Source organism: Magnetospirillum sulfuroxidans (assembly GCF_018224925.1).
Lineage (GTDB): Bacteria > Pseudomonadota > Alphaproteobacteria > Rhodospirillales > Magnetospirillaceae > Magnetospirillum > Magnetospirillum sulfuroxidans.
Genome location: NZ_JAGTUF010000021.1, coordinates 17,653 through 30,984, shown reverse-complemented (window position 1 = coordinate 30,984; position 13,332 = coordinate 17,653). Strand labels below are relative to the sequence as shown.

Genomic DNA, 13,332 nt, shown 5'->3' with positions numbered 1-13,332 from the left:
CCCATGGCCCTGATCGTCAGCCACGGTCATTCCGTGACCAGTAATCCGCTTAAACTGTCCGCCCCCTTGGGCGCCTCCATGGCGTTCATGGGCATGGACGGCACCATGCCGCTGCTGCACGGCAGCCAGGGCTGCACCGCCTTTGCCCTGGTCATGCTGGTGCGCCACTTCCGCGAAGCCATTCCGCTGCAAACCACCGCCATGAACGAGGTTTCGACCATCCTGGGCGGCATGGATCAGGTGGAAGCGGCGTTGCTGAATATCGCCAAGCGGACCAAGCCCAAGATCATCGGCCTGATTTCCACCGCGCTGACCGAGACGCGAGGCGAGGACATGAAGGGCGACCTCAAGCTGATCTTGGCCCGCAACCCGGAACTGGCCGACGTCAAGGTTATCCCGGTTTCGGCCCCCGACTTCGCCGGCTCTCTGGAAACCGGGTGGGGCAAGGCGGTCGCCGCCATCATCGATGCCCTGGCCGAGCCGGCTTCGGCCCGCGCCCAGGAATGCAACCGCGTCAACATCTTGCCCGGCGTCCACCTGACCCCCGGCGATATCGAGCATCTGGTCGAACTGGTCGAGGAATTCGGCCTGAAAGCCAATGTGCTGCCCGATCTGTCCGGCTCGGTCGATGGTCACGTTCCCGACCATTTCATCCCCACCACCTTGGGCGGCGCCACGGTCGAGCAGGCCAAGAACCTGGGCCGCGCCAAGCTGACCATCGCCATCGGCGAGCACATGCGCATCTCGGCCGAGACCCTGCACGACAAGACCGGCGTCCCCTATGTGGTGTTCGACCGCCTGACCGGGTTGGAAGCCACCGACCGCCTGATGGTCTGCCTGTCCACCGCCGCCGGCAAGCCGGTGCCGGCCAAGATCCGCCGGGCCCGCTCGCAACTGATCGATGCCATGCTTGACGGCCACTTTTATTTCGGCGGCCGCAAATTCACCATTGCCGGCGAGCCGGATTTTCTATGGACCTGGGGCAAGCTGATCAATGACATGGGTGGCGAGCTGGTCGCCGCAATCACGTCGGTCCATGCCGCCCATCTCTCTCAATTGCCCTGCCAGCAGGTGATTATCGGCGATTTCCAAGACATGGAAGACCAGATCCTGGAAGCCGGCGGCGCCGATTTGGTGATTTCCAACACCAATGCCCGCCAATCCTGCCAAGCCCTGGGGATCCCGCATTTCCGCGCCGGCTTCCCGGTTTACGACCGCTTGGGCGGGGCGCACCGGGTCACTGTCGGCTATCGCGGCACCCGCGATCTGATTTTCCAGCTTGCCAATGTCTTGATCGAACATCCTGGCCACGACCACGGCCCAATCCACCACCCTCAGGGCCATTACCCCCAGGGCCACCAAACGACGGAGCACGACCATGTTGCGGCGCCTGCGATTGGTTGACGACACCGCCCCAGCCCCTGTGAAAGGAGCCCACATGCGCATTGCCTTTGCCACCCACGACAAGACCAACGTCGATGCCCATTTCGCCAGCGCCAAGACCTTTTTGTTCTATGACGTCGGCCCCGACAGTCACGCTTTTGTCGAAGCGGTGCAGTTTGGCACGGTGACCCAGGAAGACGGTCAGCACGACGATGGCGAAGACCGTCTGGCCGCCAAGATCGACGCGCTCGGCGGATCGTCGCTGCTGTTCGTCCGCGCCATCGGCGGGCCGGCGGCGGCGCGGGTGGTCCGCGCCAAGGTCCACCCGATCAAGCTGCCCAACGACGAACCCATCGCCCAGGTCATCGAGCGGGTGCGCACCATGCTCAAGACCAATCCGCCGCCGTGGCTGCGCCGGGCGCTGAAGGAAAATGAAGGCGGCGACGAACGTTTCATTGATGACGAGGATTAAATCCATGGATACCGAGAACATCAAACATCCGATCATCCAGGGATTGCTGCGGCTGATCCGGGCCGAGGACCGTTCTGGCGCCTATGACACCGAACTGGACGAAGACCTGATCGCCCCCTTCATCGTCACCAAGGCGCAAAAGCGCGACCTGCCCATGTTCGACGATCCTGATCCCGATATCCTGATGCGCGTCGGCCAGTTCTATGCCGCCGTCGCCTGGGAAGTGGAACGCCGCACCGGCAAGCCGGTGGCCCCCTTGATGAACATTCATCATGAAGGTTGGGGCAAGGCCTTGCTGATCTGTGGTCGGCTGGTGGCGGTCAATTCGCATGTGCGCGAACTGCACCGCTTCGGTTTTGAAGATCTGGCCGTCTTGATCGAGAAGGCCGGCAAGCTGGCCGATGAAGGCGTCGCCAGCATCGAGAAATTCCCCGACGTGGCCGAGGCCTAGGCAAAACCCGGCGGCGAGCCTCTTCTCCGCCGGGTCCGCGCGCCACCATGGTTCAGATTTAACGAATTTTGCGACAAGCCACCCCAAGGAGCATGAAAATGGCTATCTTCTCCACCCGCGACGGCACCCCGTGGGAGCCCAAGTATCTCGACAGCATCGACACCGAATTGTGCATCGGTTGCGGCCGTTGCTACAAGGTGTGCACCCAGGGCGTGTTGAAGCTGATGGGTATCGATGACGAGGGCGCGTTCTGCGACCCCTTCGACGATGACGTCGAAGTGGAACGCAAGGTCATGGTCATCGACAAATCCGGCGCCTGCATCGGCTGCTCGTCGTGCGAAACCGTGTGCGGCACCAACGCGCAAAAGCATTCGGCGGCGGCCTGACATGCTGGCCGGCGAACTTTATCGCCTGCTGATGGCCGGGGGCACCCGGGACAGCGACTTTTGTCGCCATGTCCTGGCCTGCCCCCTGGCCCTGGCCCATGGCGAATCCGGCCGCAAGCTGGATGTCGCCTTGGGCCTGTCGGCCAACGACGTCACCAGCTTGTTGCTCTGTTATTTTCCCCATGCCGCCGCCTTCCTGGCCGACCGCTTCTCCTTCGACGGCCAAGGCGACCAGCCCGTCAGCCTGGAGGAACCCGATTTGCGCACCCTGTTGCGGGCCAATGCCAGCCAGGATGGACCGCAAGCGGTATGGCTGGCCCACATCGTCGCCCGCCGCTCGCTTGAATCCAACCACCTGTGGCAGGATTTGGGCTTTATCGACCGCACCGACCTGTCGCGGCTGATGCGCGACTATTTCGCCCCCTTGGCCCAAGCCAATGCCCGCGACATGAAATGGAAGAAGTTCTTTTACCGCGAGCTGTGCCAGCAAGAAGGCATGTCCATCTGCAAAAGCCCGGTGTGCGATTCCTGTCCCGACTTCTCCATCTGCTTCAGCCGCGAGGATGGCCCCAGCCTGCTGGCCCAGATCGCCCGCGCCGCGGTCTGATCCCCACACACCAACAACTTAACATTGCAAATCGCCTTCGTCGCGCTATGCTTGCCGCGGTTCCGTTGCCGGGGTGATCATGAAATACGCCATCGCCATCCTCATCGCCGTCACCCTGTTTGCCGGCGGGGCCGAGGCCAAGACCTGCAATAAAGGCAAACCTTGCGGAAACAGCTGTATCGCGCTGACCAAAACCTGCCGGAAATAATCTGTCGCCCGCAGGCCGCTGCCCCTTTTGTCGGCATCCCGACAAAGCCCGACAATCGCGACATTGCCTAAATCCGCGCCACCAGCGTTTCCGCCATTTCCCCATCTGGCACCGCCCTTGCACCGATCAGGTCAGATCCATTGTTTCCTGCAAGGAGACCCGCCATGCTGACCCTGACCGACCGTGCCGTGTCCGTGCTGAAATCCATTTGCACCGAAGATGCGCTGGGCTTGCGCATCACCGTCAACAACAGCGGCTGCTCGGGCATCCAATACGGCATGTCGCTGGAAGAAAAGCCCGACCAAGGCGACGAAGTCCTGACCTTCGACGAACTGAAAGTGTTCATCGACCCGCCTTCGGCCATGTGGCTGACCGGTGTCAGCGTCGATTACGTCGAAGGTGAAGAAGGCGCCGGTTTTCAGTTCGACAACCCCGCCGCCGCCGGAAAGTGTTCCTGCTCGGGCAAGTGCGGTTGAAAACCATGGCGGCGCCCGTCCCCCCCGCCCTGACCATTCCCGCCCTGACCATTAACGACACCACCTTGCGCGATGGCGAACAGACTGCCGGGGTGGCCTTTCGTCTGGATGAAAAACTGGCCATCGCCCAAGCCCTGGATCTGGCCGGAGTGCCGGAGATCGAGGTTGGCATCCCGGCCATGGGGGCCGAGGAAATCGCCAGCATCAACGCCGTTGCCGCCTTGGGGCTGAAATCCCGCCTGATCGGCTGGTGCCGCATGCATGACGACGATCTGGCCGCCGCCCGCCAATGTCGGATCGGCACCGTCAATCTGTCCATTCCGGTCTCGGATCTGCAACTGTCGGCCAAGCTGGGCAAGGACCGCGCGTGGGCTTTGGCCCATATCGGGGGGATGGTGGCCAAGGCCCACCACATGGGCTTCGAGGTGTTGATCGGCGGCGAGGATTCGTCCCGCGCCGATCCCGACTTCCTGCTGCGGGTGGTCGAAGCCTGTCAGAAAGCCGGCGCCCAACGCTTCCGCTTCGCCGACACGCTGGGGATCATGGACCCCTTCGCCACCCACGATATCTTCGTCCGCCTGCGCGCCGCCTGCGATCTGGAACTGGAAATCCACGCCCATGACGACCTGGGCTTGGCCACCGCCAATTCCCTGGCCGCGATCAAAGGTGGCGCCCGTCACGTCAGCACCACCGTCAACGGCCTGGGCGAACGCGCCGGCAACGCCCCGTTGGAAGAAGTGGTGGTGGCGGCCGAGCATCTGTACGCCCTGTCCACCGGGGTGGTGAAAACCGATCTGGCGGCGGTATCGCATCTGGTGGCCGAAGCCTCGGGCCGCCCGGTGCCCGTCAATAAAAGCATTGTCGGCGATGCCATTTTCACTCACGAATCGGGCATCCACGTCAGCGGTCTGTTGCGGGACCGCCGCACCTATGAAGCGCTGGACCCGCGCGAATTGGGCCGCAATCACCAAGTCGTGCTGGGCAAGCATTCCGGCCTGACCGCCATCTTGCACGCCTTTGCCGAGATCGGCGTCGAGGTCACCTCGCTCCAGGGCCGGGAAATTCTGGAACTGGTGCGCCGCCATGCCGGTGAAACCAAACGGCCGCCGACCATCGACGAATTGCGCTATTTCCACCACCAATCCTCTGTGCCGCTGAACTGATCCGGCACGCCGCGCCGGTCAGTCATGCACGATTGACCAACGTCAATGATTTGACCGCATCTTTCTTGTGGATTAGTATCCGAAATCGCGATTGGTTATCACCTTCATTCTCAAGGAACAGGGCGCGCCGAATGTCCAACAACCGCGTACAGGATCTGAAGCCGGGCGACACCGCCCGCGTCGTCCGTTTCGCCAAGGGTGATCGTGGCTATCGTCAGCGCTTGCTGGCCATGGGCGTGACCCCTGGGGTGGTGTTTTCCATCACCCGCGTCGCCCCCTTTGGCGACCCCATCGAAATCTCGGTGCGCAACTTCACCCTGACGCTGCGCAAAACCGAAGCCGACATTTTGGAAATCGAGAGGGTTTGACCATGGCTCATGTTATCGCGGTGGTGGGCAACCCCAATTGCGGCAAGACCACTTTGTTCAATAGCCTGACCGGATCGACGCAAAAGGTCGGCAACTGGCCCGGCGTCACCGTCGAAAAGAAAGTCGGCCAATTCCGCCATGGCGGCGAAACCTATGATCTGGTCGATCTGCCCGGCATTTACATGATCGGCGGCTATAGCGCCGGTTCCCAGGATGAACGGGTGGCGCGCGACTATATTTTGTCGGGCGAGCCACAGGTGGTGGTCAACATCATCGACGCCTTCAACCTGGAACGGAACCTGTACCTGACCTGCCAGTTGCTGGAAATGCGGGTGCCGATGGTCGTCGCCCTCAACATGATGGATCTGGCCAAGAAAAGCGGCATCGAGATTGATTGCGACGCCTTGGCCAAGGTGTTGGATTGCCCGGTGGTGCCCCTGGTGGCCAGCCGCTCGACCGGCATCGACGGACTGAAGCAGGCCATCGCCGCCGCCGCCGTCGCCGCCCGCGTTCCCTCGGCTCATCCCGACCACGCCGCCGCCGTCACCGCCGCCATCGACGCCCTTGCCCCGACCTTGGCCACGGCCGCCGGTTCACGCCACGTCGATTCCCGCTGGGCCGCCCTGCGCCTGCTGGAAGGCGACGCCTTCGTGGAAACCCTGGCCGCCGGCAAGCTGGAAAGCCAATTGGCCGAACATCGCGCCCTGGTCGAAGACCAATGTGGCGACGAACCCGACATCATTATCGCCGACGGCCGCTATCGTTTCGTCGCCGAGGCCATGGCCGCCTGTTTCCACCAGCCCCGCAAGGTGTCGCTGAAGCTGACCCGGCGCATCGACAAGGTGGTTCTGAACCGCTTTCTCGGTATTCCGGTATTCCTGCTGGCCATGTATCTGATGTTCTTGTTCACCATCAATATCGGCGGCGCCTTTATCGACTTCTTCGACCAGGCCATGGGGGCCATCATGGTCGATGGATTGGGCGAAGCGCTGACCGGGCTGGGTCTGCCGGAAGGCTTGGTGGTGGTGGCCAAGGGCTTCGGCTCGGGCATCCAGACCGTCTCCACCTTCATCCCGATCATCGCCTGCCTGTTCCTGTTCCTGTCGTTCCTGGAAGATTCCGGTTATATGGCGCGGGCCGCCTTCGTCATGGATCGGGCCATGCGCGCCATCGGCCTGCCCGGCAAATCCTTCGTGCCGCTGATCGTCGGTTTCGGCTGCAACGTCCCCGCCATCATGGCCACCCGCACCTTGGAAAATCGCCGCGACCGCATTTTGACGTCGCTGATGGCGCCGTTCATGTCGTGCGGAGCGCGCCTGCCGGTGTTCGCCCTGTTCGCCGCCGCCTTTTTCCCGGTCAACGGCCAAAACGTGGTGTTCGGTCTGTATCTGGTCGGCCTGGCCTTTGCCGTCCTGACCGGTCTGATCCTCAAGAACACCCTGTTGCAGGGCGACGTGTCGCATTTCGTCATGGAATTGCCGCCCTATCACCTGCCGACCCTGCGCATCGTGGTGATGCAGGCTTGGCAGCGTTTGCGCGAATTCATCTTCCGTGCCGGCCAAGTCATCGTCCCCATCGTCATGTTGCTGTCGTTCTTTAACGCGCTTGGCACCGATGGCAGCTTCGGCAAGGAAAACAGCCGTGATTCGGTGCTGTCGGCGGCCAGCCAAAGCATTATCCCCCTCTTCAAGCCCATGGGCCTGAGCGAGGAAAACTGGCCGGCGGCCGTCGGCCTGTTCACCGGCATCTTCGCCAAGGAAGCGGTGGTCGGCACCTTGAACACGCTGTACAGCCAAGCCGCGGCGGAAGATGCCGCCGACACCTCCCCGGCCGCAGGCGAAACCGCCGAGGCCGCCGAGGAAGAAGCGGCGCCGGAGACCTTGGGCGCCAAGCTGCTGGCCGCCGCCGCCACCATTCCCGTCAATCTGGCCGGTGTGGTCGACAAATTGGCCGACCCGCTGGGACTGGATGTCAGCTACGTGACCGATGCCGGAACCGCGGCCGAGGAACTGAAAGTGGAAGGCGGCGTCTTTGGCGCCATGGTCACCCGCTTCGACGGTGTCGCCGGCGCCTTGGCCTATATGGTGCTGATCCTGCTCTACACCCCTTGCGTCGCGGCACTGGGCGCCATTCGCCACGAAACCAGCCTGGGCTGGACGGCGTTTGCCACCGGCTGGACCACCATCTTGGGCTACATGGCCTCGGTCACCGTTTATCAGACAGCCCGTTTCGCCCTGGATCCGACCACCTCGACCCTGTGGCTGTCCATCTGCGCCACCGTGCTGGTGCTGGCGGTGGCGACCATGTGGATCGTCGGCCGCGCCCAGGCCCGCCGCCTTGCGGCGGTGCCGGCGGAATAAAGGAACAAAGCCATGACTCTGTCCGAGCTAAAAAGCTTCATGGTTGAGCGCAAGCGGGCCTCGCTGACCGAAATCAGCATTCATTTCGATACCGCCGCCAGCGCCGTCCGCCCCATGGTCGAGCAATGGATCGCCAAGGGACGGCTGCGCAAGCTTGATATCCAAGGCGGCTGCGGCAAGGCCGGATCGGGCTGCGCCTGCAAGGAACCGCCATCGGAAGTCTTTGAATGGACAGCGTGAATGTCTTCGCCTCGGTCTTGCCCGGCCGCATCCGCCTGCGCCACCCGCTGCTGCGCGACAAAAGCCGCCACGACGCGCTGACGGCACGGCTGCAAGCGCTGGCCCAAGTCGAGGGCAATCCCGCCTTGGGGTCGATGCTGTTGCGCTTCGATCCCGATGACGGGACCATGCAAGCCCGCATCCGCGCCGAAGTCGCGGCCGTGCTGCCCGCCATTGCCCGGCCGGTTCCGCACGTGGCCCAGCGCATCGCCCTGACCGCGCCGCGCAAAGCCAAATGGGAAATCAACCGCGTCGCCAAAATCGGCGCCATGGCCAGCATGGCGGTATCTTTGCTGGCCTTAGGCACCAGCAAGAAACTGCATGCCCAGGCCGGGGCGGTGTTCGTGGCGATGATGCTGACTCACATGGCGGTGCATTGGCGCCGCACACTTAAATAAGGCCTGAACCATCGTGTCCGTGGATACCGATTTCCCCCTGCTGCGCTTTGCCCGTGCCCTGGTCATCGCCCATCACATTCCCGGCCGGGTCCGCCTAAAGCTCGACGGCCCGATCAGCGGCGACCTGAAAAACCTGGCCGAGGACGCCAAAAGATTCAGCGCCGCCCTGGCCGCCACGGCCGGCATCCGCACCATCGCTCTTAACCCGCTGGCCAAGTCCTGCACCATCGAATACGACCCCGCCATCATCCCGTCAGCGGCCTGGGCTGGATTTTTGTCTGGAACATCGGTGCCGGGCACCGAAATATTGCTGCAAACCTTGGTGAGTGCCGCCAAGGCCTGATCTCGAAAGGAGAGCATCATGCTGCCTCTGCTTACCTTTGCCTCTGGTCTGGTGGCCGGTATCGTCGGCGTCAAATTGCTGAAAAGAGTCAAGGCTCCCGACAGTTTGGGCAATTTGGGCGACAAGGCCCGCACGGGTCTGGACAAAGCCCAGGCCGGTCTGCGCGACGCCACCGTCACCAGCTTGTCAGCCATCGAGAAATCCACCGCCACCCTGCGCGCCAAACTGGCCCCGGAAGAACAGGCCGCGGCGGAACCCATGGCGGAACAGCCCGCCACCGTGGCCAAGGCCAAGGCCACGCCGCGCCGCCAGCCCGCGACCAAGAAAAAGGCCGCGGCCCCGACGGCCATGGCGGCCGTCGATGCCAAGCCCGAGTCCGATTCGTGAAGCTGAAAAAAGGCAAGGGCGTCGCCTTGGCGCCCGTCGAACTGGCCGGCAATTTCACCCGTGGCCTGGTCGCGACCGCCTTGCTGACCGCCGTTCAGGACCGTTGGAGCCACGGCAAGCCGCCCGGAAAAAAGGTCCTGCGAATGGCCTTGCAAGGCGGGGCCGCCCTGGCCGCCGGCATCGCCACCGCCGAGAGCTTGCGGCGGCGTGATTACGCCAGCGCCCTGATCGCCCTGGCCGGCGGCGCCGCCGGAATCGCCGCGGCGGAAATCCTGCTCAATCCCGATCCCATCCCGCCAGCCCCGGAGACTGAAATTGGCTAAGAAGAACAAACAGAAAAAGGCAAAGGGCCTTAAGCGCCGCGACCTTGAACAGATGATGGCCCTGCATCTGGGGCAAGGCCGGAATCAAGGCATGCTGGGCGGCCTGGGTCGTCTTTTGCCGGCCGGGCGATCGGAACAATTCCTGCTTGGCCTGCTGCTTGGCGGCGCGGCCGCTTACGTTTTGTCGGACGCCGAATTGCGCGGCAAGCTGTTCAAGGCCGGCATCAAGGCCTATGGCGGCCTGATGGGCGGCATGGCCGAAATGCAGGAACAGATGGCCGATTTGCAGGCGGAGGTTCAGGCCGAGCAGAACGGCCAGATATGAACGCCGAGCCCTGGCTGCGCTCTGTCGAAATCGCCCACCGCCTGCCCGGTCGGGTTCGTCTGCGCTATCGCCGCCACCCGGCGGCGGCGGCGGATTCGGCGGCGCTTGAAGCCGTCGCCGCCGGGCTGGACGGCGTCACTTCCGCCCGCGCCAACGAGCGCGCCGGCTCGCTGGTGGTGGTGTTCGATCCGGCCGCGACCGATGCCGAGGCCATTGCCCGAACCCTGGCCGGCCTGGAACTGGCGGCGGCAACCGCCAAACCCGGCAAGGGCGATGACGGCAAGGCGGCGGTCGCCGCCGCGCTGACCGTGTTGCTGGGGACCGGCCTGCTGCCCCTGCCCCTGCGCCTGCCGGTCAGCCTGAACGCCGCCCTGCCCCTGCTGCGTCATGCCGCCACCGATTACGCCGAGAACGGCATCACCAGCCATGTGCTGGAAGCCATGGCGGTGTCCATCTCGCTGGCTCGTTCCGATTTCACCGCCGCCAACACCACCACCTTCATGCTGGCCTTGGGCGAATACATGGAGAATTCCATCGCCCGGCGCTCCGACGATTTACTTAAGCATCTGCTGCGTCCAACCAGCGATCTGGTTTGGGTGTTGAAGGACGGCGTCGAAGTGCAAATCCCCGCCGCCGACGTCATGGTCGGCGATACCGTCGTCGTCGGCGCCGGCACCGTCATTCCGGTCGACGGCACCGTCCTTGCCGGCGAAGCCACCGTCAACGAAGCGGCGATGACCGGTGAAAGCGTCGGCGTCGTCAAGGGGCGCGGCGCCAGCGTGCTGTCGGGGACGCTGATGGAAGAAGGAAGGCTGAGCGTCTACGCCGAACAGGTCGGCAGCCGCACCGCCGCCGCCCGCATCGCCGATTATGTCGAACAATCGCTGACGGCGAAAAGCGAGGCCCAGATCGAAGCGGCCAAACTGGCCGACCAATTGGTGCCCAGCGTCCTGAAACTGGCCGGCGCCTCTGCCCTGGTGACCGGCAACTGGCGCAACGCCGCCTCGGTCTTGCAGGCTGATTATTCCTGCGCCTTGAAGCTGGCCACCCCGGTGGCCTTCAAATCGGCCATGTTCGACGCCGGCAAGGCCGGCATCTTGGTCAAGGGCGCCACCGCTCTGGAACGTCTGGCCCAAGCCGATACCTTTATTTTCGACAAGACCGGCACGCTGACCACCGGCATGCTGGAAGTCACCGATTCCATCGCTTTCGACGCCGCCTATACGGCCGAGGATCTGATCTGTCTGGCCGCCTCGGTCGAAGAACATTACTTCCATCCGCTGGCCCTGGCCGTGGTCAATGCCGCCAAGGCCACCCACAACCACCATTTCGATCATCAGGAAGTTCAGTTCATCGTCGCCCATGGCGTCGCCAGCGTCATCGACGGTCAGCGTGTCGTCGTCGGCTCGCGCCATTTCGTCCAAGAGGATGAAGGCATCGACATCAGTCCGCAGCAGCCGGTGATCGACCGTCTGTACCATGAAGGCAAGACCTTGCTGTTCATCGGCTATGGCGGCAGATTGCTCGGCATCCTGGCCTTGAAGGATTCCATCCGCGCCACCAGCGCCCGGACCATTGCCCGACTGCGCCACGCCGGGGTCAAGCGCATCTTGCTGTTGACCGGCGACCACCGCGATCGCGCCGCCGATCTGGCGGCCGAACTGGGGTTGGACGATTTCCACGCCGAACTGATGCCCGAGGACAAGGCCCGCATCATCGCCGAGCTGAACCAATCCGGCGCCCGCATCGCCTTTGTCGGCGACGGCATCAACGACGCCCCCGCCTTGGCCGGCGCCCATGTCGGCATCGCCATGCAAAAGGGCGCCGACATCGCCCGACTGACCGCCGATATCGCGTTGTTGGAAGACAGCATCGAGCGCGTGGCCGACGCCAAGGATCTGGCCAATGCCGCCATGGCCCGCATCGCCAGCAATTACCGCCTGACCGTCGGCCTCAATACCGGCATCTTGGGCATGGCCGCCCTGGGCCTGCTGTCGCCGATCACCACGGCGGTCCTGCATAACGGCACCACCATCGGCATCTTGTTGAACGCGTTGCGCCGGCTCATGCCCAATGCCCCCTCCCCCCGCGGGTGATTTTCAGGCATTCTGCCCCCACCTGTAGGTTCGCAAGGGAATCGTAGCAATGTTGAAGCCGTTCAAGACCGCGACGTTGACGCTTTTGCTGGGGGGCGCGCTGGCCATGCCGGCGCTGGCCGCCGACGCCTATCCGACCAAGCCGCTGCTCAAGACCACCAAGACCATCATCGGCGAGACCATCGTCTATCCGACCACCGGCCCGGCCGAGGTCAAGGCCGATATCGTCACCATCGCGCCCGGCGCCGAAACCGTGTTCCACCGTCATGGCGTGCCCATGTTCGCCTATATCTTGAAGGGCACCGCCGTCGTCGATTACGGCGACAAGGGCATGAAGACCTATAAGCCCGGCGATTCCTTCGTCGAGGCGATGATGACCACCCATCGCGGCACCAATCCAGGGACCGAGCCGGTGGAAATCCTGGCCGTCTATATGGGGGCAGAGGGCAGCAACAACGTCATTCCCATGAAATAGGGCGGCCCCGCCCCACCCGGCGCGGGTGTGGTGACGTGGCGCCGCCGGTCTTACACTGGCGTGATGATGACCCAGGCCCAGATCCTCACCCAAGCCCTGATCTTCGACGTCGATGGCACCTTGGCCGAAACCGAGGATTGCCATCGCCGCGCCTTCAACCAAACCTTTGCCGAATTCGGATTGAAATGGCAGTGGGACCCGCCGCTCTATGGCGCGCTGCTGAAAGTTTCGGGCGGCAAGGAGCGCATGCGCGCCTTTTGGCACCGTCACCCCCACGCAGTGCCCGCCGACGCGTTGGACGAACTTATCGCCGGCATGCATCGGCGCAAGACCGAGATCTACACCCAGTGGGTTGCAAGCGGCGCCGTCGCCTTGCGCCCCGGCATCGCCCGGCTGATCGCCGAGGCCCGCGCCGCCGGACTGCGCCTGGCCATCGCCACCACCACCACCCGCGCCAACGTGATGGCGCTGATGGCCGGCACCGGCTTAAACCCCGCTTGGTTCGAAACCATGGCGTGCAGCGACGATGCGCCGGTGAAAAAGCCCGCCCCCCTGGTCTATGCGCTGGTGCTGTCCCGGCTGGGCTTGGCGGCGCCGCTTTGTCTGGCCATCGAGGATTCCAGCAACGGCGTCCGCGCCGCCCAGGCCGCCGGCATCCCGGTGGTGATGAGCCCCAGCGCCTTCACCCAAGGCGACAACCCGGCCGGGGCCAAGGCGGTCTGGCCCGATTTCGGCGGCGTCTCGTTGGCCATGCTGGTCGGCTGAGCGCCATATTCCCGACTTTGGTTTGGTTCACCCGCAAACTCAGGTATGGTGACGCGGAAATCAGCCT

The 13,332-nt window shown here is 63.8% G+C and carries 19 protein-coding genes; all 19 read left to right on the top strand.

Going from position 1 to position 13,332, the window contains the following annotated elements; all coding sequences use genetic code 11:
* Positions 1-3 precede the first annotated feature (3 nt).
* The 19 genes from nifN (at position 4) to KEC16_RS16450 (ending at position 13,265) form a co-directional block, all read left to right on the top strand.
* The gene (gene nifN, locus KEC16_RS16535; RefSeq protein WP_211550962.1) at positions 4-1,404 is read left to right on the top strand and encodes a nitrogenase iron-molybdenum cofactor biosynthesis protein NifN; all 1,401 of its coding nucleotides are present in this window, start codon (positions 4-6) and stop codon (positions 1,402-1,404) included.
* 34 nt (positions 1,405-1,438) lie between these two features.
* Positions 1,439-1,855 carry a nitrogen fixation protein NifX gene (gene nifX, locus KEC16_RS16530; protein ID WP_211550960.1) on the top strand — a complete coding sequence of 139 codons (417 nt, stop codon included), beginning with the start codon at positions 1,439-1,441 and terminating at the stop codon, positions 1,853-1,855.
* A 4-nt stretch (positions 1,856-1,859) separates the two neighbouring features.
* Entirely contained in the window at positions 1,860-2,306 is a 447-nt protein-coding gene (locus tag KEC16_RS16525) for a NifX-associated nitrogen fixation protein (protein ID WP_211550958.1), read from the top strand.
* Between the two features lie 98 nt (positions 2,307-2,404).
* Positions 2,405-2,692: a ferredoxin III, nif-specific gene (gene fdxB / locus KEC16_RS16520; RefSeq protein WP_211550956.1), complete on the top strand. Its 288-nt coding sequence runs from the start codon at positions 2,405-2,407 to the stop codon at positions 2,690-2,692.
* A gap of 1 nt (position 2,693) precedes the next feature.
* On the top strand, positions 2,694-3,299 hold the full coding sequence (locus tag KEC16_RS16515) for a nitrogen fixation protein NifQ (protein ID WP_211550954.1): 606 nt from the start codon (positions 2,694-2,696) through the stop codon (positions 3,297-3,299).
* A 79-nt stretch (positions 3,300-3,378) separates the two neighbouring features.
* Positions 3,379-3,507 carry a hypothetical protein gene (locus KEC16_RS20025; protein WP_283091935.1) on the top strand — a complete coding sequence of 43 codons (129 nt, stop codon included), beginning with the start codon at positions 3,379-3,381 and terminating at the stop codon, positions 3,505-3,507.
* Positions 3,508-3,671: 164 nt separating this feature from the next.
* Complete coding sequence (locus tag KEC16_RS16510) at positions 3,672-3,983, top strand: HesB/IscA family protein (protein WP_211550952.1); 312 nt, start codon at positions 3,672-3,674, stop codon at positions 3,981-3,983.
* Positions 3,984-3,988: 5 nt separating this feature from the next.
* Entirely contained in the window at positions 3,989-5,146 is a 1,158-nt protein-coding gene (gene nifV, locus KEC16_RS16505; protein WP_211550950.1) for a homocitrate synthase, read from the top strand.
* Between the two features lie 131 nt (positions 5,147-5,277).
* Positions 5,278-5,514 (top strand): FeoA family protein, encoded by a 237-nt coding sequence (locus KEC16_RS16500; protein WP_211550948.1) that lies wholly within the window; start codon positions 5,278-5,280, stop codon positions 5,512-5,514.
* A 2-nt stretch (positions 5,515-5,516) separates the two neighbouring features.
* Entirely contained in the window at positions 5,517-7,874 is a 2,358-nt protein-coding gene (feoB, locus tag KEC16_RS16495; protein ID WP_211550946.1) for a Fe(2+) transporter permease subunit FeoB, read from the top strand.
* 12 nt (positions 7,875-7,886) lie between these two features.
* On the top strand, positions 7,887-8,114 hold the full coding sequence (locus tag KEC16_RS16490; RefSeq protein ID WP_211550944.1) for a FeoC-like transcriptional regulator: 228 nt from the start codon (positions 7,887-7,889) through the stop codon (positions 8,112-8,114).
* Positions 8,102-8,551 carry a hypothetical protein gene (locus KEC16_RS16485; protein WP_211550943.1) on the top strand — a complete coding sequence of 150 codons (450 nt, stop codon included), beginning with the start codon at positions 8,102-8,104 and terminating at the stop codon, positions 8,549-8,551. The genes KEC16_RS16490 and KEC16_RS16485 overlap by 13 nt, the downstream gene beginning before the upstream one ends.
* A gap of 13 nt (positions 8,552-8,564) precedes the next feature.
* Positions 8,565-8,894 (top strand): cation transporter, encoded by a 330-nt coding sequence (locus KEC16_RS16480; RefSeq protein WP_211550941.1) that lies wholly within the window; start codon positions 8,565-8,567, stop codon positions 8,892-8,894.
* Positions 8,895-8,912: 18 nt separating this feature from the next.
* Positions 8,913-9,281: a hypothetical protein gene (locus tag KEC16_RS16475; RefSeq protein WP_211550939.1), complete on the top strand. Its 369-nt coding sequence runs from the start codon at positions 8,913-8,915 to the stop codon at positions 9,279-9,281.
* Complete coding sequence (locus KEC16_RS16470; RefSeq protein WP_211550937.1) at positions 9,278-9,604, top strand: hypothetical protein; 327 nt, start codon at positions 9,278-9,280, stop codon at positions 9,602-9,604. The genes KEC16_RS16475 and KEC16_RS16470 overlap by 4 nt, the downstream gene beginning before the upstream one ends.
* Positions 9,597-9,929, top strand: coding sequence for a YtxH domain-containing protein (locus tag KEC16_RS16465; RefSeq protein WP_211550935.1), 333 nt, complete (start codon positions 9,597-9,599; stop codon positions 9,927-9,929). The genes KEC16_RS16470 and KEC16_RS16465 overlap by 8 nt, the downstream gene beginning before the upstream one ends.
* Positions 9,926-12,025: a heavy metal translocating P-type ATPase gene (locus tag KEC16_RS16460; RefSeq protein ID WP_211550934.1), complete on the top strand. Its 2,100-nt coding sequence runs from the start codon at positions 9,926-9,928 to the stop codon at positions 12,023-12,025. Before KEC16_RS16465 ends, KEC16_RS16460 begins: the two co-directional genes overlap by 4 nt.
* 49 nt (positions 12,026-12,074) lie before the next feature.
* Positions 12,075-12,500 carry a cupin domain-containing protein gene (locus KEC16_RS16455; protein ID WP_211550932.1) on the top strand — a complete coding sequence of 142 codons (426 nt, stop codon included), beginning with the start codon at positions 12,075-12,077 and terminating at the stop codon, positions 12,498-12,500.
* 27 nt (positions 12,501-12,527) lie between these two features.
* Positions 12,528-13,265: an HAD-IA family hydrolase gene (locus KEC16_RS16450; RefSeq protein ID WP_346344116.1), complete on the top strand. Its 738-nt coding sequence runs from the start codon at positions 12,528-12,530 to the stop codon at positions 13,263-13,265.
* Positions 13,266-13,332: the final 67 nt, after the last annotated feature.